The following is a 26,547-nucleotide window of genomic DNA, read 5'->3' as shown; positions in this document are numbered from 1 at the left end:
CAGGAACAGGACACTTGCCTCGATCATGGGGCGGCCCCTCCGGGGCGGGAGCCGGAGGGGCCGCGAGGGGGGTGGGCGTCAGACGGAGATCCGTCCGGCGCCGGCGCCCGCGGTGACGACGGACTTGACGTTGGAGGCGGTGTCGAGCGAGTAGGAGTAGGGGATCGAGCCGACGCTGCCGCCGCTCTGGCCGCTGCCGGAGTTGACGAAGTGGTTGTTGCGCGCGACCAGCGTGCCGGGGCCGGAGTCACCCTCGCCCAGGTGGAACGGGTCCTCGGTGTTCTCGAAGTAGTTGCCCTCGACGAGCACGCCCGCGCCCTCGGTGGAGGCCACGCCGTAGCTGCCGACGCTGCCGTAGTAGTTGTTGTAGACGTGCACCGGGTTGCCGAACCGCACGCGCGGGTGACGCTGGTTGGTGCCGTCGAACCAGTTGTGGTGGTACGTCACGCGCAGGTGACCGCGGTCCTCGCCGCCGTTGTCGTCGCTGTGACCGAGCAGCATGGTCTTGTCGTGGTTGAAGAACTTGTTCCACGAGACGGTGACGTAGTCGCTGGCCCGCTTGATGTCGATGGCGCCGTCGTTGCCGTGGCTCAACGAGTTGTGGTCGAGCCACACCCGGGTCGAGTACTGGACGTTGATGGCGTCGTCGCCCCAGTCACGGAAGGTGAGGTTGCGGACGATCACGTTCGAGGCCTGGGAGATGTTGAACCCGCAGCCCACGATCGTCGCGCCCGAGTTGCCGAGCACGGTCTTGTTGGAGGTCACCTTCAGCATGCCCGAGCAGGAGATCGTGCCCGACACCCGGATCACCGAGGCGCCGCTCGCCGACAGCGCGCTGGTCAGGGAGGAGGCGCTGTTGACGGTGACCGGCGAGGCGTTGCCGCCGCCCGTCGTGCCGCCGCCCTGCGTGGCCCAGCCGACCAGCCCGTTCGCGTTGCCCGGGGGCGTCGTCGGCGGCGGGTCGGTGGGCGGGTTGGTCGGGTTGCTGCCGGCGGGGACGAGCCGCCACTGCTTGGTGGCCACGGAGTCGCAGGAGTTCTGCTGTACCAGGGCGCCGGAGGCGGTCGAGTTGTCCTTGATGTTGAGGCACTTGCCGCCGTTGGCGTTGACGATCCTGACGGTGGCGCCCGACTCGGGCAGCGTCCACGTCTGCGACGAGGCGCCCGAGCAGCTCTCCTGCTGCACGGCCTTGCCCGCGGAGGTGCTGGCGTCCTGCACGCCCGCGCACTTGCCGCTGTGGGCGGCCTTGAGGGTGTAGCCGCTGCCGCCGGCGGCCAGGTTCCAGGTCTGAGCGGCGCTGCCGCAGCCGCTCTGGGTGAGCTGGACCCCGTCGGACGTGCTGGATCCCGGCACGGTGAGGCACAGGCCGCTGCCGTTGTTCACCACCGTGTACGCCCCCGGCGCGGGGGCCGCTGCCGCCGCGGAGGCCACCGCGACGACTGCCGTGCCCGTCAGGCCGATGACGCCCGCGATGACCGCCGCCGTTCTGCCGTTGATTCTCTGTCGCACGATTCAGCTCCTTGCTGGCCCGGCAGGCCGCTCACGGCCTGCGACGTGTCCCCCCAGCGAGAATCCGTTCACATATGTGGCTGCCATACGTGTGACCGAACACGCCACAACATAGGTAAGCGCTTTCCCACTGTCAATCGGCGCTGAAACTTTCACATAGTGGGACACTGACCTGCGGATACGTGCCGGGTCGTGCGTTCCCGGCGACTCCGCGTAGCGGGCCGTCAGGCGGGCTCGGGCGCGCCGCCGAGCACGATGCGCAGGTCCTCCTGCGTGGGCGGCTTCGTCCAGGTGAGCCCCGGCCCGCCGGCGGCGATCAGGCGTGGCGCGACCTCGCTCAGCAACTCCCCGGCCGTCGCCTCGGGCCGCTCCCCCCGGGCCTCCCGGTACAGCTCGAGCACCCTGGCCAGGTCGAGCATCATCGTGTTGGACTCACGCACGGTGACCTGCAACGCTCCAATGACCGGGTCGGCCGACCAGGGGCACTCGCCGGACACGGCCTCGCGCACCGCCTCGGCGAAGGCGGCCCGGTCCATGCCGTCCACCTCGCCGTCCAGCCAGTCCTCGCGCAGGTGCAGCACCCCCGGCCGCTCCACCGCCCCGAGGTGCGCGATCAGGGCCACGACGGTGCCCTGCGGATCGTGCAGCGCGGCGTCCCCCCGGGCCGCGAAGGCGTCGGCGAGCAGGTGCAGCGAGATCAGCCGGGGCGGCTCGTACGTCGTGAGCACCCCCAGCCTGCCGCCCACCCGCAGCGGGTAGGCCCGCAGACCTTCCATGAACGCGGGCTCGGCCTCCGCCGGAATCCCCAGATCCATGTCCGCCTCGACCGTATTGCCGGCGACACGGCCGACCGGGTCACGGCGGAACCACCAGACCATCGCCCCCACGACAATGGCGGCCAGCACTGCGACTGCGATCCACACGATGTTGTTTGCTTTCCCCTCGTACCTGACAGCGGTAGCAGCGTAGTGTGCTCCGACCGGATGAATGCACAAATTTCTGCAAATGTGTCAGCCGCCTCCGCAGGATCGTGTATACCCGGGCGGCTGACAGAATTGGAAAGGTGACAGATGGCATCCTGACACCGGACCAGATCCTCGCCGCGGCCCAGGACGTCCTGCGCCGATACGGTCCGGCCAAGGCCACGGTCGTCGACGTCGCCCGTGCGCTCGGCGTCAGCCATGGCAGCGTCTACCGGCACTTCCCCAGCAAGACGGCCCTGCGCGAGGCCGTCACCCAGCGCTGGCTCGACGAGGCGCACGCCGAGCTGGCCACCGTGCCGGCCTCCGAGGCCCCGGCGAGCGTGCGGCTGCGCGAATGGCTGGGCGCGTTGTTCCGCTCCAAGCGCAGGCGGGCGCTGGACGACCCCGAGCTGTTCGCCACGTACGTGGCGCTGGTGAGCGAGTCCAGCCAGGTCGTCGAGCGGCACGTCGCCGACCTGGTCGGCCAGATCAGGCAGATCGTGGACGCCGGGCTCGCGCGGGGCGAGTTCGCCGCCCCCGACCCCGCCGCCGCGGCCCGAGCCGTCTTCGACGCCGCGGTACGCTTCCACAACCCCGCGCACGCCGCCGAATGGAGCCGGCCGGGTATCGAGGATGACTTCACCGCTTTGTGTGATCTCATCCTTCGCGGGCTGGAAGTCCGCTGATGGTGTGATGTTTTTACATCTGGTAACCGGAATTGTTATCCCGGTGGATTAGTACTGTCCACCCGCATCACCGTTCAGCCCTGAACAGACATGTACACTCGGTGCCGAACACTGTCGCTCTCAGTGACGCCGTCATGGCAACAGGTGCCCAACGCAAGGGCTGGCCCGCGCAACTGGCAGGAGGTTCCCGGCCCTGACAGAGCGCGGAGCCGATTCATGGAGCCACTACACCTGATCACCACCCGCCGCAACGGAACCCTGACCGTCAGCGTGTCCGGCGAGCTCGACATCGCCACCACAGAGCTCCTGCGCGCCCACCTGCTCGACCTGCTGCAGGAGGCGGGACGCGCCCGGCACAAGCAGGGCGCGCTGGTCATCGAGGTGAGCCGGCTGTCCTTCATCGACGCCGCCGGGCTCGGCATCCTCGTCTGCGCCCACAACCAGGCCCGGGCCCAGCAGACCCCGCTGCGCCTCACGGGCGTCCCGCCCGCCCTGCGGCGGCTGCTGCGCATCACCGGCCTGGAGGGGCGCCTCACCTGAACCCCCGCCACCTGTAGGTTGGCAGGCGTGATTCAGGTTCCCGATCAGATACCCCTGAAGCTGGAGGACGGGTTCGAACGCGTCAGGCGGGAGCTCGACCTGCCGGACGACTTCCCCCGCGCCGTGCTCGACGAGGCCGCGTGGGTGGCGCGGGTGCCGCGGCTCGACGCCGAGGACCTGTCCGACGTGCCGTTCGTCACCATCGACCCGCCCGGCTCGATGGACCTCGACCAGGCCGTCCACCTCGAGCGGCTGCGCGCCGGCTACCGCGTCTGGTACGCGATCGCCGACGTCGGCGCGTTCGTACGGCCGGGCGGCCCCATCGACGCCGAGGCCCGCACCAGGGGCGAGACCGTCTACCTGCCCGCGGGCAAGGTGCCGCTGCACCCCAAGGTCCTGTCGGAGGACGCGGCCAGCCTGCTGCCCGGCGCGCTGCGGCCGGCCGCGGTCTGGCGCATCGACCTCGACGCCGATGGCCGCATGGTCGGCGCCGACGTGCAGCGCGCGCTCGTCCGCAGCCGCGAGCGCCTCGACTACGCCTATGTGCAGGCGGCCGTCGACACCGGCACCGCCGACGGCGTCCTGGGGCTGCTGGCCGAGATCGGCCGCCTGCGGCTGGCCCTCGAACGCGAGCGCGGCGGCGTCACCCTGCCCACCCCCGAGCAGGAGGTGGTCGCCGACGGCGACGGCGCCTACCGGCTGGAGTTCCGGCTGCCGCTGCCCGCCGAGGCGTGGAACGCGCAGATCTCCCTGCTGACCGGCATGGCCGCGGCCTCGATGATGCTCGACGCCGAGATCGGCATCCTGCGCGTGCTGCCCCGGCCGCACGCCGACGACCTGGCGAAGGTCCGCAGGGTGGCCCAGGCGCTGGAGGTCCCCTGGCCCGACGGGGCCGCCTACGGCGCCGTGGTGCACGACCTGGACCCCAAGAACCCGCAGCAGGCGGCGTTCCTGCACGAGTCGAAGGTGCTGCTGCGCGGCGCGGGCTACGTGGCCTTCGACGGCGCGCCGCCCAAGCTGGCCGAGCACGCGGCGGTGGCGGCGCCGTACGCGCACGTCACGGCGCCCCTGCGGCGCCTGGTCGACCGGTACGCGACCGAGGTGTGCCTGGCGGTCGCGGCGGGCGTGCCGGTGCCGTTCGACATCCGGGCGGGCCTGGCGGCCCTGCCCGCCATCATGGGCTCGACCGGACGGCGCGCCGGGGCGGTGGAGCGGGCGTGCGTGGACCTGGTGGAGGCGTTCCTGCTGCGGGAGCGGATCGGGCAGGCGTTCGACGCGGTGGTGATCGACGTGGACGAGCGCCGCGGGGGCGGCCAGGTGCAGCTCGTCGACCCGGCCGTGATCGCCCGCTGCGACGGCCCGCTCCCCCTCGGCGAGCAGGTCACGGTACGCCTGACGCAGGCGGACCCCGCCACCCGCGAGGTCCGCTTCAGCCTGGCGACGTGAACCCCGGGCAACGTGAACCCCGGGCGACGTGAACCCCGGGCGACCTGCGGGGCCGCGCACGGCATGCTCCGTGCGCGGCCCCGCAGTGGCGTCATTTCTTCAGCAGACTCCACCCGGCGCCCACACCCATGAGGTGGAGCGCGACGCAGAGCAGCCCGGCGGTGCCGAGCGTGGCGACCGTGACTACGCTGCCGACCGCGAGGCCGGCGATCTCGAAGACGAGGGCGAGCACGAACAGCAGTGCGGCGACAAGGGCGAACATGTGGTGGCTACCTCCGAACGGGGCCGGCCGGACTACCGAGGGGCGGGCCTCGGCGAGTGCGTCCGAGGATGTCTCTGACATGGGGATTTCCAGCACGATCGGCTGAAAAACTGCCCCTAAGGTGACGTTCCGTGAACGAATGACGACACCGCTTTGACCGGCCGGTCAGTCTCTCGTCATGGGGCTCAGGCCGCTTTCACCCGCATCCCGTCGCAGATCACGTCCACCATGCGCACCGCCGCCCCTCTGGCCCGCGCCCTGCGCTCGGCCACCAGGCACCCGCGCAGCAGATCCAGCACGTCCTCCCCTGACAGATCCCCGCGCGCCGCCCCGGCCCGCTGCGCCCTGACCAGTAATCGGGCGACGGCCCTGCCGAGATCGTCCTGCAACGAGACCCTCATCCCGGCCCCGCTGTCCAGCATGTCGCACAATGCCTGGTTACTCGACGCCTGCTCGACCACCTTGGCGAACCAGGCGAAGAACGCCTTCCCAGGGTCCTCCGCCGTGGCCAGCGCGCGGGCGTCGGCCACGAACCGCTCGATCCGGCCCAGCAGCACCGCCTCGAACAGCGCCTCCTTGGTCGGGAAGTGCCGGTAGACGGTGCCCACCCCGAACCCGGCCCGCCGCGCGATCTCGTCGAAGGAGATCGTCAGGCCGTCACTGGCCAGGGCCTCCTGCGCGATCTGCAGCACCCGCTCCCGGTTCCGCCGGGCGTCGGCCCGCAACGGCCGGGCCGAGCTGTGGTCGTCGCCCATGAACGAACCTGCCTTCAACAACCGGAGGGATCTCTCCGATTCTATCGACCACCCCTCCGCCCCCGCACCCCTCCCGATCACTCTCACCCGCCCGGCGAGCACGGGCGGGCGCACCCGGCGACGGCCCGCACGGACACGAGGCGAGCGGCCCCCTCCCCCGATCGTCGGTCGTATGGTGCGCCACCGTCCGCCCGCTCCAACAGCCGGCGCCGCCGGCACCGGACAGCAGAACACCCGCCCCCGAAAGGGCGGGTGCTCAAGGGCGGGGCGGTCAGGGGGGTGTGGTTCGGCGGTCGGTCAGGGAGGGGTGGTCCGGGGTCAGTGGGCGCGGGTGGGCGTGGGCGAAGCGCTTGAGGCGGATGCGCTCCTCCCTCGGCACGGGCGACAGCTCCACGATGCGCGCCCCCTCCGGCACGAACCGCAGGTCGTGCGTGATGAGGAGCGTCGTCCGTCCGGCCATGAGCCGCAGGAGCGGCTTCATCACCTGCGCGGCCGTGGCCTCGTCCAGCCCCGTCATGGGCTCGTCGAGCACCAGCACCGGCGCGTCCCGCAGGACCGCCCTGGCGATGGCGATCCGCTGCCGCTGGCCGCCGGACAGGAGCCGCCCCCGCTGCCCCACCGGCGTGTCGTAGCCCTGCGGCAGGAGTTCGGCGAACTCGTGCACCCCCGCCGCCTCCGCCGCCTTGATGATCTCCTCCGGTGAGGCGTCGGGGCGGCCGTAGGCGATGTTGTCGCGTACGGACGCCGAGAACAGCAGCGTCTCCTGGTGCAGGATCGTGATGTTCTCGCGCAGCGACTGCCGCGTCAGGCGCCGGATGTCGGCCCCGTCCAGCAGGATGCGGCCCGCTTCCGGGTCGTAGAACCGCAGCATCAGCTTGGCCAGCGTGGACTTGCCCACCCCACTGGGCCCCGTGAGGACGATGACCTTGCCGGGCGAGGCGGTGAACGTCACGTCCCGCAGCACCTGCCGCCCCCGCCTCGGGTACGTGAAGGTGACCCGGTCGAACTCGACCAGACCCCGGCTCCTCCCGGCGGGCACGGCGTCCTGAGCGTCGGTGACGGCGGGCCTGACCTTCAGGATCTCGACGACCCGGTCGGACCCGGCCGCCGCCTCGGACACCGTCAGCATCAGCTCTCCCAGCGCCTGGACCGCCGGATACAGCAGTGCCAGGTACGCGGCGAAGGCCAGCAGGCCGCCCAGGGTCAGCCGGCCCGCGGCGATCTCCCACGCGCCGAACCCGAGGATGACGATCAGGCAGACGGTCTCGATGACCTGGACGGTGGGCCCGTACAGGCCGGACAGCCAGGCCTGCGCCATGTTGGCGCGCAGCCACATGCCGCCCTCGCGGTGCAGGCGGCCCGACTCGGCCTCCTGCCGGTTGTAGGCCTGCACGAGCGGCTGGTTGGCCAGCCCCTCCTCCAGGACGCTGTTCATGGCGCCGTTGCTGTAGCGCTCCCGGGCCGCGGCGGTTCTGAACCTGCCCGCGAACACCTTGGACACCACCAGGAACAGCGGGATCAGCGCCATCGTGACCAGGGCGAGGTCCCAGCGGATGAAGAAGGCCGCCCCGGCGAAGAACACCACGCTGGCCGCCGTGGTGAGCGCCTTGACCAGCCCGGATCCCACGAGTTCCTCGATGGCCTCGATGTCGTCGGTCAGCCGGGCCATCAGGTCGCCGAGGCGCCGGTTCTCCGAGAAGTCCGGCGCGAGCGTCTGCAGGTGCGCGTAGACGCGGTCGCGCAGGGCCAGCAGGAACCGTTCGGCGCCCAGCGCGGTGGCGTACGTCGCCGCGAAGGACGTCACCCCAGCGATCGCGGCGAGCCCGAGCCAGGTGACCGCCGGGACCCAGAACTCGCCCAACTGCCGGGTGGTCAGCACCTCGTCGGTGATGTGGCCGAACAGGCGGATCGCGGCGACCTCGCAGAGCGCGGCCACGACGGCGAACACGACGCCGGCCGCGAATAGGCGGCGCAACCCGCGGGTGTCCGGCCAGAACTCGCGAAAAGTGCGGCGAATGGAAATCGCCGGGGCGAGTTCGCGGCCGGAGACAGTCAATGAGAGCCGGCGGCCAGGCCACCGGCTCTCACGGGAGCGGTTTACCACCCCCACCACCAGCGCCGGGAGCGGCAGCGCCAACCGCGCCAACCACAACGCCAGCGCCTACGGCGTCGGCAGCAACCCTGCTGGAAGTCCATCCTGGTGAGCTGAGTACCAGCCATGATTCCTCCCCCGTTTGCTGACTTGCACAAATCGCACGTTAGCACCCGAAATACGACAAAGCACGAGATATCGCCCAATTTAAAAGGAACTTGACCGGCGACACCGCCCGACAAAGGCCGTTGCTCGCGGCCGTTAAATCAAGCGTAAATAAAAAGAACCGCTAATTCGGGTAACGGCAATCCCAAAGGATGCTGCTCAGAACTGGTTCCAAGGTGTAGGCCACCCGATACTTTGGTCCGATGGATCGGACGTCTGCGCCGGGGACCATGGGCGCATGGCATTCATCGGCGTCATCCTCATGATCCAGGGCTTCGGCGGCCTCATCGCCGATCACTTCTTCGGCAAGAACTTCGGCCTGCTGCACCTGGTGCTCGACGGCACCGCCCTGACCGTCGTGAGCGCCGTGGTGGGCGTCGCGGGCCTGTTCCTGACGATCGGCGCGATCAGCAAGGACTCCTAGCGGCCGCACCCCCGGGACCCGCCCTCCGAAGAGGGCGGGTCGGACCTTTCGGACAGGTCAGGTGAGCGAGGAGTAGGCCACCACGCCGCGCCGCATCGCGTCGACCGCCTTGCCGGCCGTCTGCTTGATCTTGCTGCCGGGCGGGGCCGCGTTACCGAGCTGACCGAGCAGGTCCATCAGCTGCTTGACCCACCGTACGAAGTCACCGGCCGCCAGCTCGTTGCCGTTAACCCCGTCCCGCAGGACGGCGTCCAGGCTGTGCCCCTTCGTCCACCGGAACGCCGCCCACGCGAACGCCAGATCCGGCTCCCTGATCGTGGACAGCCCATGGTCGGACTCGATGCCCTCCAGCTCCCCCCACAGCCGGATCATCGACGTCAGCGCCTCCTGCGTCCGCCCGGCGGGCACCTTCGGGCGGCGCGCGTCATCGGAGACCCGCGACTCGAACACCAGCGCCGACACGCACGCCGCCAGCTCGGCCGGGTCGAGCTCCTCCCACAGCCCCTTGCGTAGCGACTCGGCGGTCAGCAGGTCAAGCTCGGTGTAGATGCGGCCCAGCCGGCGGCCCTCGTCGGTGACGGCCTCGCCCTCGAGGTAGCCGAGCTGCTCCAGCACCGAGCAGATGCGGTCGAACGTGCGCGAGATGACGTGCGAGCGCCCCTCGACCCGGCGGCGCAGCCCCTCGGTCTCGCGCAGCAGCTTGTAGTAGCGCTCCGCCCAGCGGGCGTGGTCCTCACGCTCGTCGCAGCCGTGGCACGGGTGCTGGCGGATGAGCCGGCGCAGCTCGTTGACCTCGTCGTCCTCCACCGTGTGGTCGCGCGCCCTGGCCGGCTTGCCCAGATCGCGGTCGCCGAGCTTGGCCAGCAGCGTGGAGACGAGGTTGGCGCGCTCCTTGGGCGAGCGGCCGTTGAAGTTCTTCGGGATGCGCAGCTTCTCCAGCGGCTCGACCGGCACGGGGAAGTCCGCCGGGTCGAGCTTCTTGACCTGCTTACCGATCGTCAGCACCAGCGGGCTCGGCCCTTGACCGCGCGGGTTGCGGCCGGGATCGAGCACGATCGCCAGCCCCGCACGGCGCCCGCCCGGCACCCGGATGACGTCACCCGGCTGCAGCGCCTCCAGCGACCGCACGGCGGCCGCACGGCGCGCGGCGCCGCGCTGCCTGGCCAGCTCGGCCTCACGATCGGAGAGCCTGCGGCGTAGCGCCGCGTATTCGGGGAAGTCTCCCAGGTGGCACGTCATGGCCTCCTGGTAGCCCTCCAGCGCCTCCTCGTGCTTGCGCAGCTGCTTGGCCAGACCGACGACCGCCCGGTCTGCCTGGAACTGCGCGAACGACTCCTCCAGCAGCGTCCGGGCCCGCTCCCGGCCGAACTGCCCGACGAGGTTGACCGCCATGTTGTACGACGGCTGGAAGCTCGACCGCAGCGGATACGTACGCGTGCCGGCCAGCCCCGCCACCGACAGCGGATCCATGCCCTGCTGCCACAGCACCACCGCATGACCCTCGACGTCGATGCCGCGCCGCCCCGCCCGCCCGGTCAGCTGGGTGTACTCGCCCGGCGTGAGGTCGGCGTGGGTCTCGCCGTTCCACTTGTCGAGCTTCTCGATCACCACGCTGCGGGCCGGCATGTTGATGCCCAGGGCGAGCGTCTCCGTCGCGAACACGGCCTTGACCAGCCCGCGCGTGAACAGCTCCTCCACGACCTCCTTGAAGGCCGGCAGCATGCCCGCGTGGTGCGAGGCCAGCCCGCGCTCCAGGCAGTCACGCCACTCCAGGTAGCCCAGGACGGCCAGGTCCTCGTCCGGGAGGTGCGCCGTGCGCTCGTCGACGAGCTGCCTGATCTCGTGCCGCTCGCGGTCCGTCGTAAGCCGGATCCCGGCGTACAGGCACTGCTGGACGGCGGCGTCGCACCCGGCGCGGGAGAAGATGAACGTGATCGCCGGCAGCAGCCCCTCGGCGTCGAGCTTCTCGATCACCTGCACCCGGTCCGGCGGGCGCGAACGCTGCGGCCTGCCGTAGCCGCGCCTGCCCCGCCCCGCCGTCAGCCGCTCGGCGTCGCGCGTCACCCGCATCAGCGTGGGGTTGACGCGCGGGGTCAGGTCGTCGTTCACGAACATGTCGTAGAGGCGGTTGCCGACCATCATGTGCTGCCACAGCGGCACCGGACGGTGCTCGTCCACGATCACCGTGGTGTCGCCGCGCACCTCGCCCAGCCACTCGCCGAACTCCTCGGCGTTGCTGACCGTCGCCGACAGCGCCACCAGCCGCACCGACTCCGGCAGATGGATGATCACCTCTTCCCACACCGCGCCACGGAAGCGGTCGGCGAGGTAGTGGACCTCGTCCATGACCACGAACCCGAGCCCCGCCAGGGTCGCCGACCCGGCGTAGAGCATGTTGCGCAGCACCTCGGTGGTCATGACGACGATGGGGGCCTCGCCGTTGACGCTGTTGTCGCCGGTCAGCAGGCCGACCTTGGCGGTGCCGTAGCGCTTGACCAGGTCGTTGTACTTCTGGTTGGACAGCGCCTTGATGGGGGTGGTGTAGAAGCATTTCTGGCCCTGCTCCAAGGCCAGGTGGACGGCGAACTCGCCCACCACCGTCTTGCCCGACCCCGTGGGCGCCGCCACCAGCACGCCGTCTCCGGCCTCCAGGGCGCGGCAGGCGTCTAGCTGGAAGTCGTCCAGCTCGAAGTCGTAGAGACCTCGGAACGATCTCACCGCGGCCCCGTCGTCCCCATGTCTCTGACGGAAGGCCGCATAGCGTTCCGCTGGCGTTGTCATACCCGCCAGCCTACCGAAATCGCCTTTCCGGTCGGTCCCACAGTAGTCCGGCCGGTCCTTTCCGGAGCCGCCGTCGCTCTCGACGGGAGCTCAGCAGGCGGCCGACCGGGCGCCTTTACATTGTAGATTTCAAACGATGACCCGTAACGCCCCCGGGCGCACCTCGCAGTGGACCGGCGCCGGGCCCACGCGTTCGCCGTCGGCGTAGGCGACGACGTCCGTGTCGCCCGGCATGGCCTCCAGCCGCACGCTCCGCACCCGCCGTACCGACACCGCCGGATGCCCGACGTGCGTCCCCCGGTAGACGCTCGGGAAGACCCGCAGGAACTCGGCCTTGGACACCGCGTCCAGCATCATCACGTCCAGCAGCCCGTCGTCGGGCCGCGCGTCGGGGCACACCCGCATCCCCGCCCCGTACGAGTGCGTGTTGGCCACCGCCACCAGCATGGCCTCGCGTTCGATCACTTCCCCGTCGTCGAGGGTCACCCGGAACGGGATCGGCCGGAACGAGCGCAGCTCCTCCACCGTCGCCACCACGTACCGGGCCATCCCCGGCGGCCACGTCTTCCGGTTGGCCCGCTCGTTGACCCGCGAGTCGAACCCGCAGCACATCACCCCCGCGAACAGCTCGTCCGCCTGCCCGGCCCGGATCCGGGCGACGTCCACGAGGCGCGACTTCATGCGCAGCACGGCGCGGGCGGCCGCGACGGGGTCGCCGCAGGGCACGCCGAGCGCGGCCGCGATGTCGTTGCCGGTGCCGGCGGGGATGATGCCGAGCGGCACGTCGGTGCCGGCCACGGCCTGCACGGCCAGGTGCACGAGCCCGTCGCCGCCGAAGGCCACGAGCGCGTCGGGGCGCTCGGCCACGGCGGTGCAGGCACGTGCGAGGGCGTCGGCGGCGTCGTCGCCGACGATCACCGACAGCTCGGCCCCGCCGGCACGCAGCCGGCGCGCCACGGGCTCGAGCAGGCGCAGCGTACGGCCGCCGCGGGCGGCGGGGTTGACGAGCAGGGCGAGTTGAGGGGACACGCCCGGAACTTATCGCCTATCGCGTGGAACCGGAATCCTCCCCGGGGCGCTCGTCGTCGAGCGGAGCGGAGTCCTCCAGCAGCGGGGAGGCCTCGTCGTCGGACAGGTGGGAGAAGTCCTCGGTGGCGGGCATGCGCTTCTCGCGTACGTACATGAAGAACTCGGCCAGGAAGTACAGCACGATCATGGGTGCGGCCAGCGCCATCATCGTCACCGGATCGCCGCCGGGCGTGATGATCGCGCCGAAGACGAACATGGCGAAGACCACCCAGCGGCGGTTCTTCTTGACCGTGGCGTGGGAGAGCACGCCGATGACGTTCAGGAACACGAGCAGCAGCGGCAACTCGAACGAGATGCCGAAGATCACGAGCATGATCAGCACGTAGCTGACGTACTCGTCGATCTGGATGATGGCCACGGTGTCGCTCGGCGCGAACCCGAGCAGGATGGCCAGACTGGTGTCCATGATCACGTACGCCAGGACGGCGCCGATCAGGAACAGCGGGATCGCCAGCCCGAGGAAGGCGATCGAATAGCGCTTCTCGTTGCGGTAGAGGGCGGGGGTGACGAAGGCCCAGACCTGGTAGAGCCAGACGGGCGAGGCCACGACGACGCCCACCATCGCCGAGACCTTCAACGTCAGGAAGAACGACTGGAAGATGCCGCCATAGGTCAGCGTGCACTCGCCGACACGCAGCTGCTGGGCCTGCGGCGTCTCGCAGAAGGGCTCCTTGATGAACGCCCAGACCGGATCGAAGAAGATCCATCCGATGATGATGCCCACGACGACGGCGGCGGCCGCGATGAGCAACCTGTTGCGCAGCTCGCGCAGGTGCTCCATGAGGGGCATGCGGCCCTCGGGGTCGTGGTCGGGTGCCGGCTGGCTCGACCGTTTGAGCAGCGCCATCTAGCAGTCCAGGTGAGAAGGAGGGATGGGGTCAGACGCGCTTGTCCGCCTGGGGGGCGGCGCTGGCGCGCAGCCTGGCGGCCTGCTCCTCGAGCTGCCTGGCCTGCTCCTCCGCGGAGAGCGGGGCGGCCTGGATCTGCGGGGGCTGCGCCGGCTGCTGGGGCTGCGGCTGAGCCGGGGCCTGCGCCTGCACCGTGAGGGAGTCGTCGTCGTCCTCACGAAGCTTGGCCGTCTCGGACTTGAAGATGCGCAGAGACCTGCCGACGCCGCGGGCCATCTCGGGGAGCTTCTTCGCACCGAACAGCATGACGAGCACCAGTGCGATGATCAGAATTTCGCCGATTCCGAGTTGCGACATGAAATGCCCTTTTCTAGCGAGTGCCTGTTTCAGCCACGATCGTACGCTGCCTGGGGCGTGGTCTCACCCCCCTGGCCCGCCAATCTGGCCCGCCGCGGCTCAAGCTGGGCCGTCGCCTCGGCGATTTCCCTCTTCAGAGTACGTGCCGCCACGACGACGCGGGCACCCGCGACCCCGACCACACCGAGCCCCGCCACGCACAGCCCGCCCGCCACGTAGATCCACGTCATGACCGGTGAGCGTACAGGGCCAGGGCCCGCTCGGCCTCCTGCCGGACGGTCTCGGCCATCTCAGGAGGTGAGACGACCCGGCCGGTGTCGCCCAGGCGCAGCGCCAGCTTGAGGATCCAGTCCTCGTCGCGGGCCCGCAGCGACACCCGCAGCCGCCCCTCGCCCAGCTCGGTGACCTGCTCGCACGGGTAGTACTCGGCCACCCACCGCCCGGCGGCGCTGAGCTCCAGCTCGACCAGCTCGTCGGTGGGCGAGGGCCGGAAGACGCCCCGGGTGACGTCGATGGGCTCGGCCTCGGCCGGCGGGTCGGCGGGCACGTCGAGCACCTCCACGCCGAGCATCCGATCCAGCCTGAACAGCCGCATCGCCTCGGCCCGGTAGCACCAGCCCTCCAGGTAGGTGCGGCCGTCGACGACCACGACCCGCATGGGGTCGACCTCGCGCGGCGTCACCTCGTCGCGCCCGGGCACGTAGTAGCGCAGCGACAGCCGGCGGCCCCTGGTGAGCCCCTCGCGCACGCGCGGCAGCGCGTCGGGGGCGGCGTCCACGTCGACCGCGAGCTGGCTGCTGAGGGTGGCGGCGCCCTCTCCGGCGGCCTGCTCGAGCTTGGCCGTCACGCGGGGCAGCGCGTCGCCCGGCACCTCGTTGGCCGGCAGGGCCAGCTCGGGGGTCGCGGCCAGCATGCGCAGGGCGACCAGCAGCGCGCTGGCCTCGTCGATGCCCAGCCGCAGCGGCCTGGCGATGGTCTCGGCGTTGTCGATGATGATCTCGCCGCCGTCCCAGGAGACGTCGATGAGGTCGCCGGGGGTGTGGCCGGGCAGGCCGCACATCCACACCAGCTGCAGGTCGTCGATGAGCTGCTTCTCGCTCAGCCCGAACACCGCGGCCACCTCGTCGACCTGCGCCCCCGGGTGGGACATCAGGTACGGCACCAGCGCCAGCAGCCTGGGCAGCCGGTCGGCCGACCCGCTCATCGCCGCTCCTCGCCGCGTCCCGTGCTCACCGCTGTCATGCCATTGCCCCCTTCAGTCGGCGGATGACGGCCTCGCGGGCGTCCGGCGGCTCGACGACCTCCACGTCGGCGCCGAGGCTGGCCATCCAGCCGGCCAGGCGTTCGGGGTCGGTGAAGGGCAGCTCGGCCTCGTCCCACCCGCCGTCGCCCGTGCGCACGGCCGAGGCAAGCTGCCGCAGCCCCTCGCACGTGCCCTGGCGTACGCGCACGACGGCCATCCGCTCGTCCGTCGAGTCGTCGGGAAAGCCGACCATACCCCGAAGATCGACCCCTTCGGGCACCTCGACCGCGCCGGGCCTGCCGATGACGGTGACCTGGCCGGTGACGCGGCTGAGCCGGAAGACGCGCGGCGCCTGCCGGTCGCGGTCGAACCCGGCCACGTACCAGCGGCCGTTGCGGCTGACCACGCCCCACGGCTCGACGGTGCGGGCGCGCACGCTCTCGCTGCCGGCGCTGCGGTAGTCGAAGCGCACCACGCGCCGGTCGCGCACGGCGTCCCACAGCGCGGGGAAGGCCGGGTCGCGGGTGTCCACGCGCAGCTCCAGAGCGCCCCCGCCCATGGACGCGCCTACGGGCCGGTCGGTGGCCACGCCGCCGGCGCGCAGCTTCAGCAGCGCCCCCGAGGCGGCCTCGGCCAGGCTGGCCCGCTGCCACACCTGCGCGGCCAGGCCGAGCACGGCGGCCTCGTCGGGCTCCAGGGTGATCTCCGGCAGCTCGTACGACTCGCGCTCGATCCGGTAGCCCGGCTCGTCCTCCCAGGGGTCGCGCACCACGTCGATGGGGATGCCGATCTCGCGGAGCTCGTTCTTGTCACGCTCGAACATGCGCTGGAACGCCTCGTCGCCATCGCGGTCGTAGCCGGGGACGGCCTGGCGGATCTGCTCGGCCGACAATGGCCGCCGGGTGGCGAGCAGGCAGATCACGAGATTGAGCAACCGTTCGGTCTTCCGGCGCGACATCTGCCTCACTCCTCCTCCATCGACGCTACCCTGCCCCCGTGATCAGATGGCGCAAGGGCGAGGTTGTACGGATCCGACGCGAGTGGCCGGGAGCGGTGGAGCTGGACGTCGCCGTCCCCGAGGGGGAGTGCCGGGCGCTGGCCTATCCGCCGTTGGTCGGGCGCCCGGAACCCGGCGACGAGGTGCTGCTCAACACGACGGCACTCGCGATGGGTCTCGGTACGGGAGGTTACGCCATGGTGGTGGCCGTCCCGAACCGTTTGCCGCAAGATCCCGCCGGTCCGGGCCACCTGGTGAAGGCCCGCTACACGCCGCTGCAGGCCACGGTGCTGGGCGCCGACGAGCAGGACTCCCCGCATCATGACAGATTGCGCGAGGCCGACTCCCTCGACGGGATGCCGGTGGTGGTGGCCGACCTGCACTCGGCGCTGGCGCCGATCCTGTGCGGCCTGTACGCCGACCGGCCCGGCACGCGGGTGGCGTACGTGATGCAGGACGGCGGCGCGCTGCCGGTGTGGTTCTCGATGGCGGCGGCCCGGCTGCGGGAGATCGGCTGGCTGGCGGGCGTGGTGACGGTCGGGCAGTCGTTCGGCGGCGACGTGGAGGCGGTCACCGTCCACACCGGGCTGCTGGCGGCCCGGCACGTGCTGGAGGCCGACGTGGCGATCGTCGCCCAGGGCCCCGGCAACCTGGGCACGGGCACCAGATGGGGCTTCTCCGGGGTGTCGGCCGGCGAGGCGGTGAACGCGGCGGGCGTGCTCCGCGGCCGTCCGGTGGCGGCGCTGCGGGTCAGCGAGGGCGACCGGCGCGAGCGCCACTACGGGGTCTCGCACCACTCGCTGACCGCCTACGGCCGGGTCGCCCTGACGCCCGCCGACGTGCCGGTGCCGCAGCTGCCCGGGGAGTTCGGCGAGCGGGTCAGGGACCAGTCCGAGCTGCTGGCCGTCCGGCACCGCCTGGTGCCGGTGCCGGTGGAGGGCCTGCACGAGGCGCTGCGCGGGTCACCGGTGCGCCTGTCGACGATGGGCAGGGGCCTGGAGGAGGACCTGGCCTACTTCGTGGCCTCGGCGGCGGCGGGCAGGCTGGCGGCCTCGCTGCTGTCGTAGGAGTCCTTGAACGTGAACGCCTCGGGGCTGGGCCCCTCCGCCCTGAGGCGCTCCAGCCGCGCCATGCCCTCGGCCAGCGACGGGATGTGACCCTCGGGGATCCACCACATCACCATGTACGGCTCCGCCATGCGCAGGAACCACTCCCTGCGCCGGCGCAGCACGTCCAGATGGGCGCTGCGGTAGACGTAGTTCCACAGGGTGTCCAGCGACTCCCACACCGAGAAGTTGATCAGCAGGTGGTCGCCGTAGTCGTGGATGACGGTGGCGGTGGGGTCGGCCTCGCTCTCCTTGAGCCGCCACACGAACCCGGGGGCCTCGTCGGCGAGGGTGTTGACGGGCTCGAGGAGGGCGACGAACTCGGCGAGCTCCTGACTGTCGATGGGCGCGCGCAGATGGGCGATGTTCAGCTCAGCGAGATGCATGACGCTCAGCACACCACCCCTTCGCCTTCTATGTCAATCCTCATTTGTTTTAGAGAGGGAGACGCAGCACTCCCCCGGCCGCGGATCGAGCCTGGCCCTGCCCGGCTCGTCGCCGAGCCCTTCGAGCAGCCCCTGGCACAGGGCCAGGTTCATGGAGCACACCAGCAGCGGCTGCTCCTCGGCCAGCACGTGGAAGGGGCAGTTGCGCAACCGCAGCGCGCCGCCCTCCTCATAAGGCTCGTAGCCGCGCTCCTTGAGCACCTGCTCGACGGGCTCGCCGGCGTGCCCCTTGGCCAGCCGGGCCCCGGCCTCGCGCGCCGCCCGCTCGGCCCGCTCCTCGGCGCCGAGCGCGTCGACGACCTCGGCCAGGACGGAGGCGAGCGCGGCGTAGTCGCGCGGCGGCAGGCTCACCGCCCGCTCGCCCCTGGCGCGGCGGTAGACCTTGGCGGGCCGGCCGCTGCCCGGCCCCTTCTTCTCCTGCTGCCGGAAGCTGCTCTCGAGCAGCCCGGCCTCGACGAGCTTGTCGAGGTGGTGGCCGGCGAGGGTCCTGGAGACGCCCGCGGCCTCGGCCGCCTCTCCCCTGCCCACGTCGCCGCCGCGGGCCGCGACGGCCGCGTACAGGCTGCGGCGTACGGGGTCGTGCAGGAGGGCCAGCGCGTCGAGGTCGTCGCTACTCACAACGGGAGTCTATGAAAGCTTCCGCTCCACGTGCTTGTACGTGCACGCGCGGCTGGCGTTGGACGGGACGTTGCCGTACCTGCGCCAGCACGCCCCCTTCTTGATCACCCAGATGTCGACCGACTCGGGCGCGTGGTAACGGCGGTAGGCGGCCTTGGCGTTCTTCAGCACGCGGGCGGCCACGGCCTTCGCCTCGGTCTTGTTGGAGGCGGAGGTGTTCACCCACGTCGCGCCGGCGTCGCCGCCGACCACGCAGGGCTTCTTGACGCCCTTGCAGAAGGGCGGGTCATCGGCGGCGGAGGCGGCCGTGGCCCCGCCGAGGAGGACGGCTAAGGCGGAGGCGATGACCAGGAAAGTGCGGATCATGAGGAACATCCTGCCTCAATACGCGGCGATGACATCCACGACGTAGACGAGCGTGTCGGTGCCCGTGATGGCGTGGGCGGGGTCACCGGCGGGGCCGTACCCGTACGAGGGCGGGACGACCATCAGGACCCGGCTGCCGACGGGCACCCCGACCAGCGCCGCCTCCCAGCCCTTGGGCACGCCGCCGTCGCCGATCCTGAACGCCTTCGGGCGGCCGCTCGTCCAGGTGGCCTCGAAGACACGGCGGCGGCCCCAGATCGCGCCCTCGTACTGGGCGACCACGAGCTGCCCCGCCCGCGTGGGGCGCCCCTTGCCCCTGGCCAGCACCTTGGCCTCGAACGCGGCCGGCGGGGCGGTGGCGGGCACCCGCAGCCCGGGCGGGGAACCGGCGGTGACGGCCACGCCCGCCAGCGAGCCGCCGCCCGCCTCGACGGAGGCGCCCTTGGGGTGGGCGGCGAGGATGTCGACGACGTAGACCAGCTCGTCGCCGGGGCCGACGCCGGGCGGCAGGCGGGCGCCACGGCGCCGCTCGGGCGGCACGGCGGCCAGGACCCTGCTGCCGACCCTGCGGCCCCGCAGCGCTTCGTCCAGCCCCGGCGGCAGCTCCCCCAGCGGGAACGCGGCCGGGGTGCCGCGGTCGAAGGTGGAGTCGACCACGCGGTTGTCCCTGCCGTCCCAGACGTGCGCGGTGTACTGGACGATCACCGTGTCGTCCGCGCCGAGCCGGGCGCCGTCGCCGGTCGCCAGCTCCTCCACCCGCAGCCCGGCCGCGGGGCCGCCCGTGAAGGTGATCGTCGGCCTGGCCCCGAACGGGCCGTCCACCGTCATGCCGAGGTCGCGCGCCACACCGCCCGAGCAGCCGGCCAGCAGGACGAGGACCGGCAGTAACGCGGCGGTACGGCGGCGCATCGGTCCTCCCATGCGGCGGGACTGGGCGTGGCGATGCTACCGCGCCCAGCCCTGGGCCCGGTCCGCGGGCGGACCGGGCGCGGGTGGCTCAGGAGGCGCCGAGGATGTCCACCACGAACACGAGGGTGCTCTTGGCGGGGATGCCCTGCTGCGCCTGGTCCCCGTAGGCCAGGTCCGGCGGGATGCTCATCACGACGCGGCTGCCGACGGGCACCCCGGCCAGGCCCTGCTGCCAGCCCTTGATGACCCCCGACAGCGGGAACTCGGCCGGCTGGCCCCGCTCCCAGCTGGAGTCGAACTGCTTGTCGGTGCCCCACAGCTTGCCCGTGTAGTGGACGGTGAGCGTCTGGCTCGCCTCCACCTTCGGGCCGGTGCCCTCGATGAGGGTCTTGACGACGAGCTTGTCCGACGGCTTGTCGTCGGTCTTCGTGGTCAGCGTGGGCGCCTTGTCGCCGCCCGGGCTGACGACCTTGACGCCCTTGAGGCTCTCGCCGGTCTCCTTGCCGGTGGCGGCCTTCAGCGGCGGCGGCTGGGTGCCGACGATGTCGATCACGAACACCTTGGTCGGCTCGGCCGGCTGCTGCGTGGCCTGCTGCTGGGGAACGGTGTCGTTGGCGAGCACGGCCAGCAGCCGCCCGCCGTGCTTGACCTTGGTGAAGCCCTCCTGCAGCACCTGCGGGATCTGCTGGTCGACCGCGATCGTCTCCGGCTTCTTGGTGTCGTAGGAGGAGCCCTGGACCGCGTTGCCCTTGCCGTCCCAGTTGTAGACGGTGAGGTTGACGATCACGCGGTCACCGGCCTTGATCCCGTCACCGGTGCCCGGCTGGATCACCTCGTACGACGACTTGGCGGCGGGCGTGCCGGAGGGGAAGGTCACCGTGGGCTTGGCGCCCACGTCACCGGTGACCTTGACCCCCGACCCGGCGCCGGTGGCGCCGGTGCTCGCACCGTTGTCGGAGCCGCAGGCGGCGGCGAACAGGATCAGTGGCACGGCGGCCATTACGGCCAGAGCGCGGCGCATGGGTTTCCCTCGGGAAGACGGCAGATTCGCGTCACCCTACCCGAGATCCAGGTAGGCCCGAGGTAAACGACGCGCTACATCCCGGCTATGAGCTTGTCCACCCTCTCGTCCACACTGCGGAACGGGTCCTTGCACAGCACCGTGCGCTGCGCCTGGTCGTTCAGCTTGAGATGCACCCAGTCGACGGTGAAGTCGCGCCGCTTCTCCTGCGCCTTGCGGATGAACTCGCCACGCAGCCGCGCCCTGGTCGTCTGCGGCGGCACCGACTTGGCCTCGAAGATCTTCAGGTCGGACGCCACCCGCTCCACCGAGCCGCGCTTCTGCAGCAGGTAGAACAGGCCGCGCTTACGGTGCACGTCGTGGTAGGCCAGGTCGAGCTGGGCCACCCTGGGCGAGGACAGCGGCAGGTCGTACTTCTTCCGGTAACGCTCGATGAGCTGGTATTTCGTCACCCAGTCGATCTCCCGCGAGACCAGGTCGAGGTTGCCGGTGTCGACCGCGTTCAGCGTGCGCTCCCACAGCTCCAGCACCCGGTGGGCGATGGCGTCGCCGCCGCGGCGGTCGACGAAGTCCTTCGCCTTGGACAGGTATTCCTGCTGGATCTCCAGGCTGGAGGCCTCGCGCCCGTTGGCCAGGCGCACCCTGCGGCGGCCGGTCATGTCGTGGGAGACCTCGCGGATGGCCCTGATCGGGTTTTCCAGCGACAGGTCCCGCATCACCGTGCCCGACTCGATCATGCGCAGCACCAGGTCGGTGGCGCCGACCTTGAGCAGCATCGTGGTCTCGCTCATGTTGGAGTCGCCGACGATGACGTGCAGGCGGCGGAACCGCTCGGCGTCGGCGTGCGGCTCGTCGCGGGTGTTGATGATGGGCCGCGACCGGGTCGTGGCGCTGGAGACGCCCTCCCAGATGTGCTCGGCCCGCTGAGAGACGCAATAGACGGCGCCGCGCGGCGTCTGCAGGACCTTGCCGGCCCCGCAGACGATCTGCCGCGTCACCAGGAACGGGATCAGCACGTCCGCCAGCCGCCCGAACTCCCCGTGCCTGCCGACCAGGTAGTTCTCGTGGCAGCCGTAGGAGTTGCCGGCTGAGTCCGTGTTGTTCTTGAACAGATAGATGTCACCCGCGATGCCCTCTTCGCGAAGCCGTTTCTCGGCGTCGACCAGCAGGCCCTCGAGTATGCGCTCGCCCGCCTTGTCGTGGGTGACGAGCTCGATGACGTTGTCACACTCGGGTGTTGCGTATTCAGGATGGCTGCCTACGTCGAGGTAGAGACGCGCGCCGTTGCGGAGGAAGACGTTGCTCGATCGGCCCCAGGACACGACCCGCCGGAACAAGTAGCGCGCGACCTCGTCGGGCGACAGCCTGCGCTGCCCCCTGAACGTGCAGGTCACGCCGTACTCGTTCTCCAGCCCGAAGATGCGACGATCCATCACCTCACACTATGCCCATGGATCCGCGAGCGGGAGAGATCTTCCAGGTGTTTTCCCACCCGGCCCTCTGCGATCTCTCCTTCATCCCCTTTGTCCCGCGCCCGCCCCCACGGGGCGCGGGTCCCGTTTTCCCGCGTTTCCAGGGGCTGTAGCGTCAGGGCGTCCAGATCTCCTGGACCTGGACGATCTTCCCCTTGTAGACGGTGATGAGCGCGGGCTTGCCGTCCCGCTTCATCAGCACCGACCTGGGGCAGCGCTTGTTGCCCAGCCCGGTGCTCCGGTTGATCGTCATGGCGCCCTCGGACTTCGCGCAGCCGACCGCCGACAGGTAGACCACGTCCTTGGCGACGGGCGAGGCGTACGCCATGGCGTCGCCCTCGGGCGGGCTCACGAAGTAGCCCTCCGTCTCGGTGCCCTTCTTCCACTTGATCGGCTCGTACTCGGCCACGTCACCGCGGATCTCGGTGATCCGGCCGCGCAGGATGCCGTCGTGGCGGGAGTGGATGCCCTTGGTGAAGTCGTGCTTCGGGTCGGCCTGGAAGCTCGTGCCGAAGGGCTTGGGCGCCTTGAACTTGGGGAACGCGGCGGCGTACCCGGAGGACGCGCCGGCCGCCGCGGGGGCGGCGTGGGCGGCCACGCCGGAGCTCAGCACCACGGCCGCGGCGGCACCGGCCACCAGGAGGCCACGCATGGGAATGTTCACGGATTTTGAGATCCGAGATCACCCCCTGAAGTTCACTCCAACCCCAGTGATACAAATCACACCCCCCCTACACCACACTTTCCTCACCACCCCTAAACCCCCTCAGCCACCCCTCATCCGCACGACCGCCGCCCACGCAGCACCGCAGGCCCGCCCACCGCAGCACGGCAGGCCCGCCGCCCATGCACCCGCCCACGCCCTCCCCGCCACGCCAACGGCCACACGCCCTCGCCGCCCGCGCCCACGCCATCGCTGCGCCGCCACCCGCCGGGCTCCTCGCCATCCACCGCCACACGCCCGCTGCCGTGTCGCGCGACCGCCGCACGCCCACAGTCGAAGAGCGCGGCGCCTGAGGCCCGGAAGGCGACGCCGGGCCCGCAGTGGGAAACCGAGATGACGGCCGAGCCCCCCGTAGGGTGCCTTCCGCGTGGCGAGCCCCCGTACCGGGCAGACGAAAAACCCGCCAGGCGCCGCCGTAGCGGCCCCTGGCGGGTTCGAAAAGGGTGGACGGCTACAGCGGCGACGAGCCGTCGTCCACGTCGCCTTCAGGCCCCGTGGGAGGCGGGGTGTCCTCGGAGGAGGGCTTGGCCGCGGGCGGCGGGGTGGTGGACGGGGGCGGGGTGGTGGTCTGGGCCAGCAGGCGCTCCAGGCGGGCGCCCGTGAGCCGCAGGAACTTGCGGTGCTCCCGGTTGCGGTCGAGGACCGCCACCTCGAGCTGCGCCACCGGCGGCCGCTCGCCGCCCGGCTCGGTGAGCGCCGTCAGCGCCACCTCCAGCGCGTCGGCCAGCGACATCGACTCGCGGTAGCGCTCCTTGAGCCGCGTGGACACCGCGTCCGCCTGGCCGCCCATGGCCGCGAAGCCGTGCTCGTCGAAGACCGACCCGTCGAAGGTGAGCCGGTAGATCGCGTCGCCGTCCTTGGTCTCGCCGACCTCGGCGACCACGACCTCCACCTCCAGCGACTTGATCGACTCGGTGAAGATGCGGCCCAGGTTGGAGGCGTACAGGTTGGCCAGGCCGCGCCCGGTCACGTCGGAGCGGTCGTAGGTGTAGCCGTTGATGTCGGCGTAGCGGATGCCGCCGAGCCGCAGCTCCTCGAACTCGTTGTAACGGCCCACGGCCGCGAACCCGATGCGGTCGTAGATCTCGCTGATCTTGTGCAGTGCCCGCGACGGGTTGGGCGCGACGAACAGGATGCCGTCGACGTACTGCAGCACGACGACGGAGCGGCCCCGCGCGATGCCCTTGCGCGCGTAGTCGGCCTTGTCCCGCATGATCTGCTCAGGGGACGCATATCCAAAAGGCATGGACACGTGCGGTGGTCCTTTCTAGCGCAGCGGGGCGATGGGGCCGTCGGGCGAGATCAGGCGGGCTTCGAGCATCTGCTCCACGTAGTCGGAGACCTGCTCCTCGCTCAGCCTGCGGAAGCCGTCGGCGTCGATCACCGAGACGATCGGCCAGATCTTCCTGGTGACGTCGGGCCCGCCGGTCGCCGAGTCGTCGTCGGCGGCGTCGTAAAGGGCCTGGATGAGGGTCATCACCATGTCGTCGGCCGACGCGCTGTCGCGGTAGAGCTTCTTCAGCGACCCGCGCGCGAAGATCGAGCCGGAGCCGATCGCGTCGAACCTCTCCCGCTCGTACGGCCCGCCCGCGACGTCGTAGCTGAAGATGCGCCCCTCGTCCTTGTCGGGGTCGTAGGCGGAGAACAGCGGCACCACCACCAGCCCCTGCATCGCCATCGGGAGGTTGCCCCTGATCATGGTGGCCAGCCGGTTGGCCTTGCCCGCCACCGACATGGTGCGGCCCTCGAGCTTCTCGTAGTGCTCCAGCTCCACCCGGAACAGCCGGGCGAACTCGATGCCGGTGCTGGCCGTGCCCGCGATGCCCATGCACGAGTAGTCGTCGGTGCGGAAGACCTTCTCCACATCGCGCTGGGAGATGATGTTGCCCGACGTCGCCCGCCGGTCGCCCGCCATGATCACGCCACCGGCGAAGGTGGCGGCCACGATCGTCGTCGCGTGCGGGACCTGGTCGCCGATCGGCGTGGCCAGCACCTCATTCCGCTGCGGCAGCAAATCAGGCGCATACGAGCTGACAAACTCCGTGAACGAGGAACTTCCGGTGTTGCGGAAAAGCTGGTTGACCAAGCCGGCGGGCAGATCCCTGTGCGATGCCACGCGACTCCCTCCAAACGTCAGTGTTCCTAGGGCGACCCTACTCATGTTGCGTTGTTGTCTGCACTTCCCACGATCAGCTCACGGCGAACCCGCGTGATCACACGCCGCCCCGTTCCGTGTTCAGATCGTTTCTTTACGGCTCCCTGCGGCCATGCGACCGTCGGTATGTCTGCACGTCCTGAACAGGAGGCCGACATGCGATTCCCCAGCCGACCTGCGGTGATCGCCACCCTGGCCGCCCTCGCCCTCACGTCCTGCGGCACCGGCGCGGACTCCGGCGCGGGCAGCGTCTCCCTGACGATCGCCGCCAACTCCATCTCCGGCGGCAAGAACTCCGAGTCCGCCGACTGGATCAAGCGGTGGGTCATCCCCGAGTTCGAGAGGACGCACCGCGACGTCAAGGTGCTCTTCCAGCCCAGCGGCGTCGACGACGAGCAGTACAAGACCAAGATCGCGCTCGACCTCAAGTCCAGGACGGGCGCCGACGTGATCGACATCGACGGCATCTGGGTCGGCGAGTTCGCCCAGGCCGGCTACATCAAGCCGCTGCCGGAGGTCGGCGGCGCCACCGTCGAGCAGTGGGAGGGCTGGTCGCAGATCCCGCAGGCCGTGCAGAGCCTGGGCATCTTCGACGGCAGGAAGTACGGCCTGCCGCAGGGCACCGACGGCCGCGTCCTGTTCTACAACAAGACCCTGTTCGCCAAGGCCGGCCTGCCCGACCCGTGGCAGCCCAAGAGCTGGCAGGACATCATCGACGCCGGCACCAGGCTCAAGGCCGCCGGCGTGCCCGTCCCCATCCAGATCGACGCCGGCACCGCCATGGGCGAGGCCACGACCATGCAGGGCGTGCTCCCCCTGCTCGCCGGCGCCGGATCCGAGATCTACGCCGGCGACGAGTGGACCGGCGCCTCCCGGTCGCTCAAGGACGTGCTCGGCTTCTACCGGCAGATCTACGGCGGCAGCGGCCTCGGCGACCCCAGACTCCAGCAGGAGGCCAAGGGCCGCGACAAGTCCTTCGCCCAGTTCGCCGCCGGCAAGATCGGCATCCTGGCCGAGAGCGACTACTTCTGGCGCTCCGTCGTCGAACCCCGGGCCGGCGTCGCCCCCATGAAGGACCGCGACCAGGTCGTCGGCTACGCCAAGATCCCCGCCGAGCGGCCCGGCGCCGGCATCCGCGGCCAGGACTTCGTCAGCATGTCCGGCGGCGCCGTCCGCGTGCTCAACCCGTACTCCAAGAACCCCAGGCTCGCCTGGGACCTGCTCGCCTTCATGCACTCGGCGGCGGCCACGAAGTCGCAGCTGGCCGGGCAGGCGCGCATCAGCTCGCGCGCCGACGTCAACGACGAGGTGCTCACCGCCGACCCGATGCTGAAGTTCGTCGCCGACGAGGTGCTGCCCATCACCGCCTACCGCCCCGGCCTGGCCGTCTACCCGCAGGTGTCGGCCGCGCTCCAGGAGGCCACCGCCGCCGTCGTCAGCGGCAAGAGCCCCGACGAGGCCGCCGCCGCGTACCAGGCGAAGCTGGAGGGCCTCGTCGGCGGCCCGTCGCACGTCGGCGGCTGAATCCATGGGCCGTGAGGGAGCGCCTGTGTCTGGACCCCGGCGACCGAACC

The 26,547-nt window shown here is 70.8% G+C and carries 27 protein-coding genes; 6 read left to right on the top strand and 21 right to left on the bottom strand.

Annotated elements, in window-relative coordinates; translation table 11 throughout:
* Positions 1-78 precede the first annotated feature (78 nt).
* Together ACIBI9_RS26455 and ACIBI9_RS26450 are read right to left on the bottom strand one after the other, a co-directional pair.
* The gene (locus tag ACIBI9_RS26455; protein WP_397225272.1) at positions 79-1,509 is read right to left on the bottom strand and encodes an RICIN domain-containing protein; all 1,431 of its coding nucleotides are present in this window, start codon (positions 1,507-1,509) and stop codon (positions 79-81) included.
* A 224-nt stretch (positions 1,510-1,733) separates the two neighbouring features.
* Complete coding sequence (locus tag ACIBI9_RS26450; protein ID WP_397225270.1) at positions 1,734-2,432, bottom strand: hypothetical protein; 699 nt, start codon at positions 2,430-2,432, stop codon at positions 1,734-1,736.
* A gap of 140 nt (positions 2,433-2,572) precedes the next feature.
* Between ACIBI9_RS26450 and ACIBI9_RS26445 the strand changes: the two genes are divergently transcribed.
* The 3 genes from ACIBI9_RS26445 (at position 2,573) to ACIBI9_RS26435 (ending at position 5,143) form a co-directional block, all read left to right on the top strand.
* Complete coding sequence (locus tag ACIBI9_RS26445) at positions 2,573-3,157, top strand: TetR/AcrR family transcriptional regulator (protein WP_397225268.1); 585 nt, start codon at positions 2,573-2,575, stop codon at positions 3,155-3,157.
* A gap of 216 nt (positions 3,158-3,373) precedes the next feature.
* The gene (locus ACIBI9_RS26440; protein ID WP_397225266.1) at positions 3,374-3,697 is read left to right on the top strand and encodes an STAS domain-containing protein; all 324 of its coding nucleotides are present in this window, start codon (positions 3,374-3,376) and stop codon (positions 3,695-3,697) included.
* A gap of 27 nt (positions 3,698-3,724) precedes the next feature.
* Entirely contained in the window at positions 3,725-5,143 is a 1,419-nt protein-coding gene (locus ACIBI9_RS26435) for an RNB domain-containing ribonuclease (protein ID WP_397225264.1), read from the top strand.
* Positions 5,144-5,234: 91 nt separating this feature from the next.
* On the opposite strand, the gene ACIBI9_RS26430 is transcribed toward ACIBI9_RS26435, so the two are convergent.
* The 3 genes from ACIBI9_RS26430 to ACIBI9_RS26420 form a co-directional block, all read right to left on the bottom strand.
* Entirely contained in the window at positions 5,235-5,405 is a 171-nt protein-coding gene (locus ACIBI9_RS26430) for a hypothetical protein (protein ID WP_350731913.1), read from the bottom strand.
* A gap of 185 nt (positions 5,406-5,590) precedes the next feature.
* Positions 5,591-6,160: a TetR/AcrR family transcriptional regulator gene (locus ACIBI9_RS26425; RefSeq protein WP_397225262.1), complete on the bottom strand. Its 570-nt coding sequence runs from the start codon at positions 6,158-6,160 to the stop codon at positions 5,591-5,593.
* Positions 6,161-6,431: 271 nt separating this feature from the next.
* Positions 6,432-8,135, bottom strand: a complete 1,704-nt coding sequence (locus ACIBI9_RS26420; protein ID WP_397225260.1) for an ABC transporter ATP-binding protein — start codon at positions 8,133-8,135, stop codon at positions 6,432-6,434.
* A 520-nt stretch (positions 8,136-8,655) separates the two neighbouring features.
* Between ACIBI9_RS26420 and ACIBI9_RS26415 the strand changes: the two genes are divergently transcribed.
* Positions 8,656-8,841, top strand: coding sequence for a hypothetical protein (locus tag ACIBI9_RS26415; protein WP_397225258.1), 186 nt, complete (start codon positions 8,656-8,658; stop codon positions 8,839-8,841).
* Between the two features lie 57 nt (positions 8,842-8,898).
* Here ACIBI9_RS26415 and ACIBI9_RS26410 read toward each other — a convergent pair whose 3' ends face one another.
* The 7 genes from ACIBI9_RS26410 to ACIBI9_RS26380 form a co-directional block, all read right to left on the bottom strand.
* Entirely contained in the window at positions 8,899-11,622 is a 2,724-nt protein-coding gene (locus ACIBI9_RS26410; RefSeq protein ID WP_397225256.1) for a DEAD/DEAH box helicase, read from the bottom strand.
* Between the two features lie 129 nt (positions 11,623-11,751).
* Positions 11,752-12,651, bottom strand: coding sequence for a diacylglycerol/lipid kinase family protein (locus tag ACIBI9_RS26405; RefSeq protein ID WP_397225254.1), 900 nt, complete (start codon positions 12,649-12,651; stop codon positions 11,752-11,754).
* Positions 12,652-12,667: 16 nt separating this feature from the next.
* On the bottom strand, positions 12,668-13,558 hold the full coding sequence (tatC, locus tag ACIBI9_RS26400; protein ID WP_397225252.1) for a twin-arginine translocase subunit TatC: 891 nt from the start codon (positions 13,556-13,558) through the stop codon (positions 12,668-12,670).
* Positions 13,559-13,589: 31 nt separating this feature from the next.
* Positions 13,590-13,916 carry a Sec-independent protein translocase subunit TatA gene (gene tatA, locus ACIBI9_RS26395; protein WP_397225250.1) on the bottom strand — a complete coding sequence of 109 codons (327 nt, stop codon included), beginning with the start codon at positions 13,914-13,916 and terminating at the stop codon, positions 13,590-13,592.
* 29 nt (positions 13,917-13,945) lie between these two features.
* Entirely contained in the window at positions 13,946-14,146 is a 201-nt protein-coding gene (locus tag ACIBI9_RS26390; RefSeq protein WP_366317017.1) for a hypothetical protein, read from the bottom strand.
* Complete coding sequence (locus tag ACIBI9_RS26385) at positions 14,143-15,120, bottom strand: helix-turn-helix transcriptional regulator (RefSeq protein ID WP_397225248.1); 978 nt, start codon at positions 15,118-15,120, stop codon at positions 14,143-14,145. The genes ACIBI9_RS26390 and ACIBI9_RS26385 overlap by 4 nt, the downstream gene beginning before the upstream one ends.
* Before the next feature lie 34 nt (positions 15,121-15,154).
* A complete protein-coding gene (locus ACIBI9_RS26380) occupies positions 15,155-16,117 on the bottom strand; it encodes a helix-turn-helix transcriptional regulator (RefSeq protein ID WP_397225246.1) in 963 nt (320 codons plus the stop codon).
* Positions 16,118-16,155: 38 nt separating this feature from the next.
* Here ACIBI9_RS26380 and ACIBI9_RS26375 point away from each other — a divergent pair, with 38 nt between their 5' ends.
* Positions 16,156-17,223, top strand: coding sequence for a DUF3866 family protein (locus ACIBI9_RS26375; RefSeq protein ID WP_397225244.1), 1,068 nt, complete (start codon positions 16,156-16,158; stop codon positions 17,221-17,223).
* On the opposite strand, the gene ACIBI9_RS26370 is transcribed toward ACIBI9_RS26375, so the two are convergent.
* The 9 genes from ACIBI9_RS26370 to prcB all read right to left on the bottom strand — a co-directional run bounded on the left by ACIBI9_RS26370 (position 17,169) and on the right by prcB (position 24,934).
* The gene (locus tag ACIBI9_RS26370) at positions 17,169-17,648 is read right to left on the bottom strand and encodes a DUF3291 domain-containing protein (protein WP_397225242.1); all 480 of its coding nucleotides are present in this window, start codon (positions 17,646-17,648) and stop codon (positions 17,169-17,171) included. The genes ACIBI9_RS26375 and ACIBI9_RS26370 overlap by 55 nt on opposite strands.
* Before the next feature lie 33 nt (positions 17,649-17,681).
* Entirely contained in the window at positions 17,682-18,326 is a 645-nt protein-coding gene (locus ACIBI9_RS26365) for a helix-turn-helix transcriptional regulator (RefSeq protein WP_397225240.1), read from the bottom strand.
* A gap of 9 nt (positions 18,327-18,335) precedes the next feature.
* Positions 18,336-18,692, bottom strand: coding sequence for a hypothetical protein (locus tag ACIBI9_RS26360; RefSeq protein WP_397225238.1), 357 nt, complete (start codon positions 18,690-18,692; stop codon positions 18,336-18,338).
* Between the two features lie 15 nt (positions 18,693-18,707).
* Positions 18,708-19,601 carry an FKBP-type peptidyl-prolyl cis-trans isomerase gene (locus tag ACIBI9_RS26355; RefSeq protein WP_397225236.1) on the bottom strand — a complete coding sequence of 298 codons (894 nt, stop codon included), beginning with the start codon at positions 19,599-19,601 and terminating at the stop codon, positions 18,708-18,710.
* Positions 19,602-19,689: 88 nt separating this feature from the next.
* Positions 19,690-20,622 (bottom strand): FKBP-type peptidyl-prolyl cis-trans isomerase, encoded by a 933-nt coding sequence (locus ACIBI9_RS26350; RefSeq protein WP_397225234.1) that lies wholly within the window; start codon positions 20,620-20,622, stop codon positions 19,690-19,692.
* Between the two features lie 74 nt (positions 20,623-20,696).
* Entirely contained in the window at positions 20,697-22,055 is a 1,359-nt protein-coding gene (gene pafA, locus ACIBI9_RS26345; protein WP_357812676.1) for a Pup--protein ligase, read from the bottom strand.
* A gap of 154 nt (positions 22,056-22,209) precedes the next feature.
* Entirely contained in the window at positions 22,210-22,746 is a 537-nt protein-coding gene (locus tag ACIBI9_RS26340) for a hypothetical protein (protein ID WP_397225232.1), read from the bottom strand.
* Positions 22,747-23,269: 523 nt separating this feature from the next.
* Positions 23,270-24,064 (bottom strand): proteasome subunit alpha, encoded by a 795-nt coding sequence (gene prcA, locus ACIBI9_RS26335; protein WP_397225230.1) that lies wholly within the window; start codon positions 24,062-24,064, stop codon positions 23,270-23,272.
* Between the two features lie 21 nt (positions 24,065-24,085).
* Positions 24,086-24,934: a proteasome subunit beta gene (prcB, locus tag ACIBI9_RS26330; protein WP_397225228.1), complete on the bottom strand. Its 849-nt coding sequence runs from the start codon at positions 24,932-24,934 to the stop codon at positions 24,086-24,088.
* Positions 24,935-25,129: 195 nt separating this feature from the next.
* Here prcB and ACIBI9_RS26325 point away from each other — a divergent pair, with 195 nt between their 5' ends.
* A complete protein-coding gene (locus ACIBI9_RS26325) occupies positions 25,130-26,497 on the top strand; it encodes an extracellular solute-binding protein (protein ID WP_397225226.1) in 1,368 nt (455 codons plus the stop codon).
* Positions 26,498-26,547 lie beyond the last annotated feature (50 nt).

This window comes from Nonomuraea sp. NPDC050451 (assembly GCF_044458585.1).
The sequence above is the reverse complement of the archived record's forward strand: the minus strand, read 5'-3'. Positions and strand labels throughout refer to the sequence as shown.

Excerpts from the sequence above, each read along its gene's own strand:
- tatA (WP_397225250.1), bottom strand. The coding sequence starts at position 13,916 with ATGTCGCAACTCGGAATCGGCGAAATTCTGATCATCGCACTGGTGCTC.
- ACIBI9_RS26385 (WP_397225248.1), bottom strand. The coding sequence starts at position 15,120 with ATGAGCGGGTCGGCCGACCGGCTGCCCAGGCTGCTGGCGCTGGTGCCG.
- ACIBI9_RS26370 (WP_397225242.1), bottom strand. The coding sequence starts at position 17,648 with ATGCATCTCGCTGAGCTGAACATCGCCCATCTGCGCGCGCCCATCGAC.
- prcA (WP_397225230.1), bottom strand. The coding sequence starts at position 24,064 with ATGCCTTTTGGATATGCGTCCCCTGAGCAGATCATGCGGGACAAGGCC.
- ACIBI9_RS26380 (WP_397225246.1), bottom strand. The coding sequence starts at position 16,117 with ATGTCGCGCCGGAAGACCGAACGGTTGCTCAATCTCGTGATCTGCCTG.
- ACIBI9_RS26415 (WP_397225258.1), top strand. The coding sequence starts at position 8,656 with ATGGCATTCATCGGCGTCATCCTCATGATCCAGGGCTTCGGCGGCCTC.
- ACIBI9_RS26360 (WP_397225238.1), bottom strand. The coding sequence starts at position 18,692 with ATGATCCGCACTTTCCTGGTCATCGCCTCCGCCTTAGCCGTCCTCCTC.
- ACIBI9_RS26440 (WP_397225266.1), top strand. The coding sequence starts at position 3,374 with ATGGAGCCACTACACCTGATCACCACCCGCCGCAACGGAACCCTGACC.
- ACIBI9_RS26355 (WP_397225236.1), bottom strand. The coding sequence starts at position 19,601 with ATGCGCCGCCGTACCGCCGCGTTACTGCCGGTCCTCGTCCTGCTGGCC.
- ACIBI9_RS26390 (WP_366317017.1), bottom strand. The coding sequence starts at position 14,146 with ATGACGTGGATCTACGTGGCGGGCGGGCTGTGCGTGGCGGGGCTCGGT.
- ACIBI9_RS26340 (WP_397225232.1), bottom strand. The coding sequence starts at position 22,746 with ATGCGTGGCCTCCTGGTGGCCGGTGCCGCCGCGGCCGTGGTGCTGAGC.
- pafA (WP_357812676.1), bottom strand. The coding sequence starts at position 22,055 with ATGGATCGTCGCATCTTCGGGCTGGAGAACGAGTACGGCGTGACCTGC.
- ACIBI9_RS26410 (WP_397225256.1), bottom strand. The coding sequence starts at position 11,622 with ATGACAACGCCAGCGGAACGCTATGCGGCCTTCCGTCAGAGACATGGG.
- ACIBI9_RS26325 (WP_397225226.1), top strand. The coding sequence starts at position 25,130 with ATGCGATTCCCCAGCCGACCTGCGGTGATCGCCACCCTGGCCGCCCTC.
- ACIBI9_RS26350 (WP_397225234.1), bottom strand. The coding sequence starts at position 20,622 with ATGCGCCGCGCTCTGGCCGTAATGGCCGCCGTGCCACTGATCCTGTTC.
- tatC (WP_397225252.1), bottom strand. The coding sequence starts at position 13,558 with ATGGCGCTGCTCAAACGGTCGAGCCAGCCGGCACCCGACCACGACCCC.
- ACIBI9_RS26425 (WP_397225262.1), bottom strand. The coding sequence starts at position 6,160 with ATGGGCGACGACCACAGCTCGGCCCGGCCGTTGCGGGCCGACGCCCGG.
- ACIBI9_RS26430 (WP_350731913.1), bottom strand. The coding sequence starts at position 5,405 with ATGTTCGCCCTTGTCGCCGCACTGCTGTTCGTGCTCGCCCTCGTCTTC.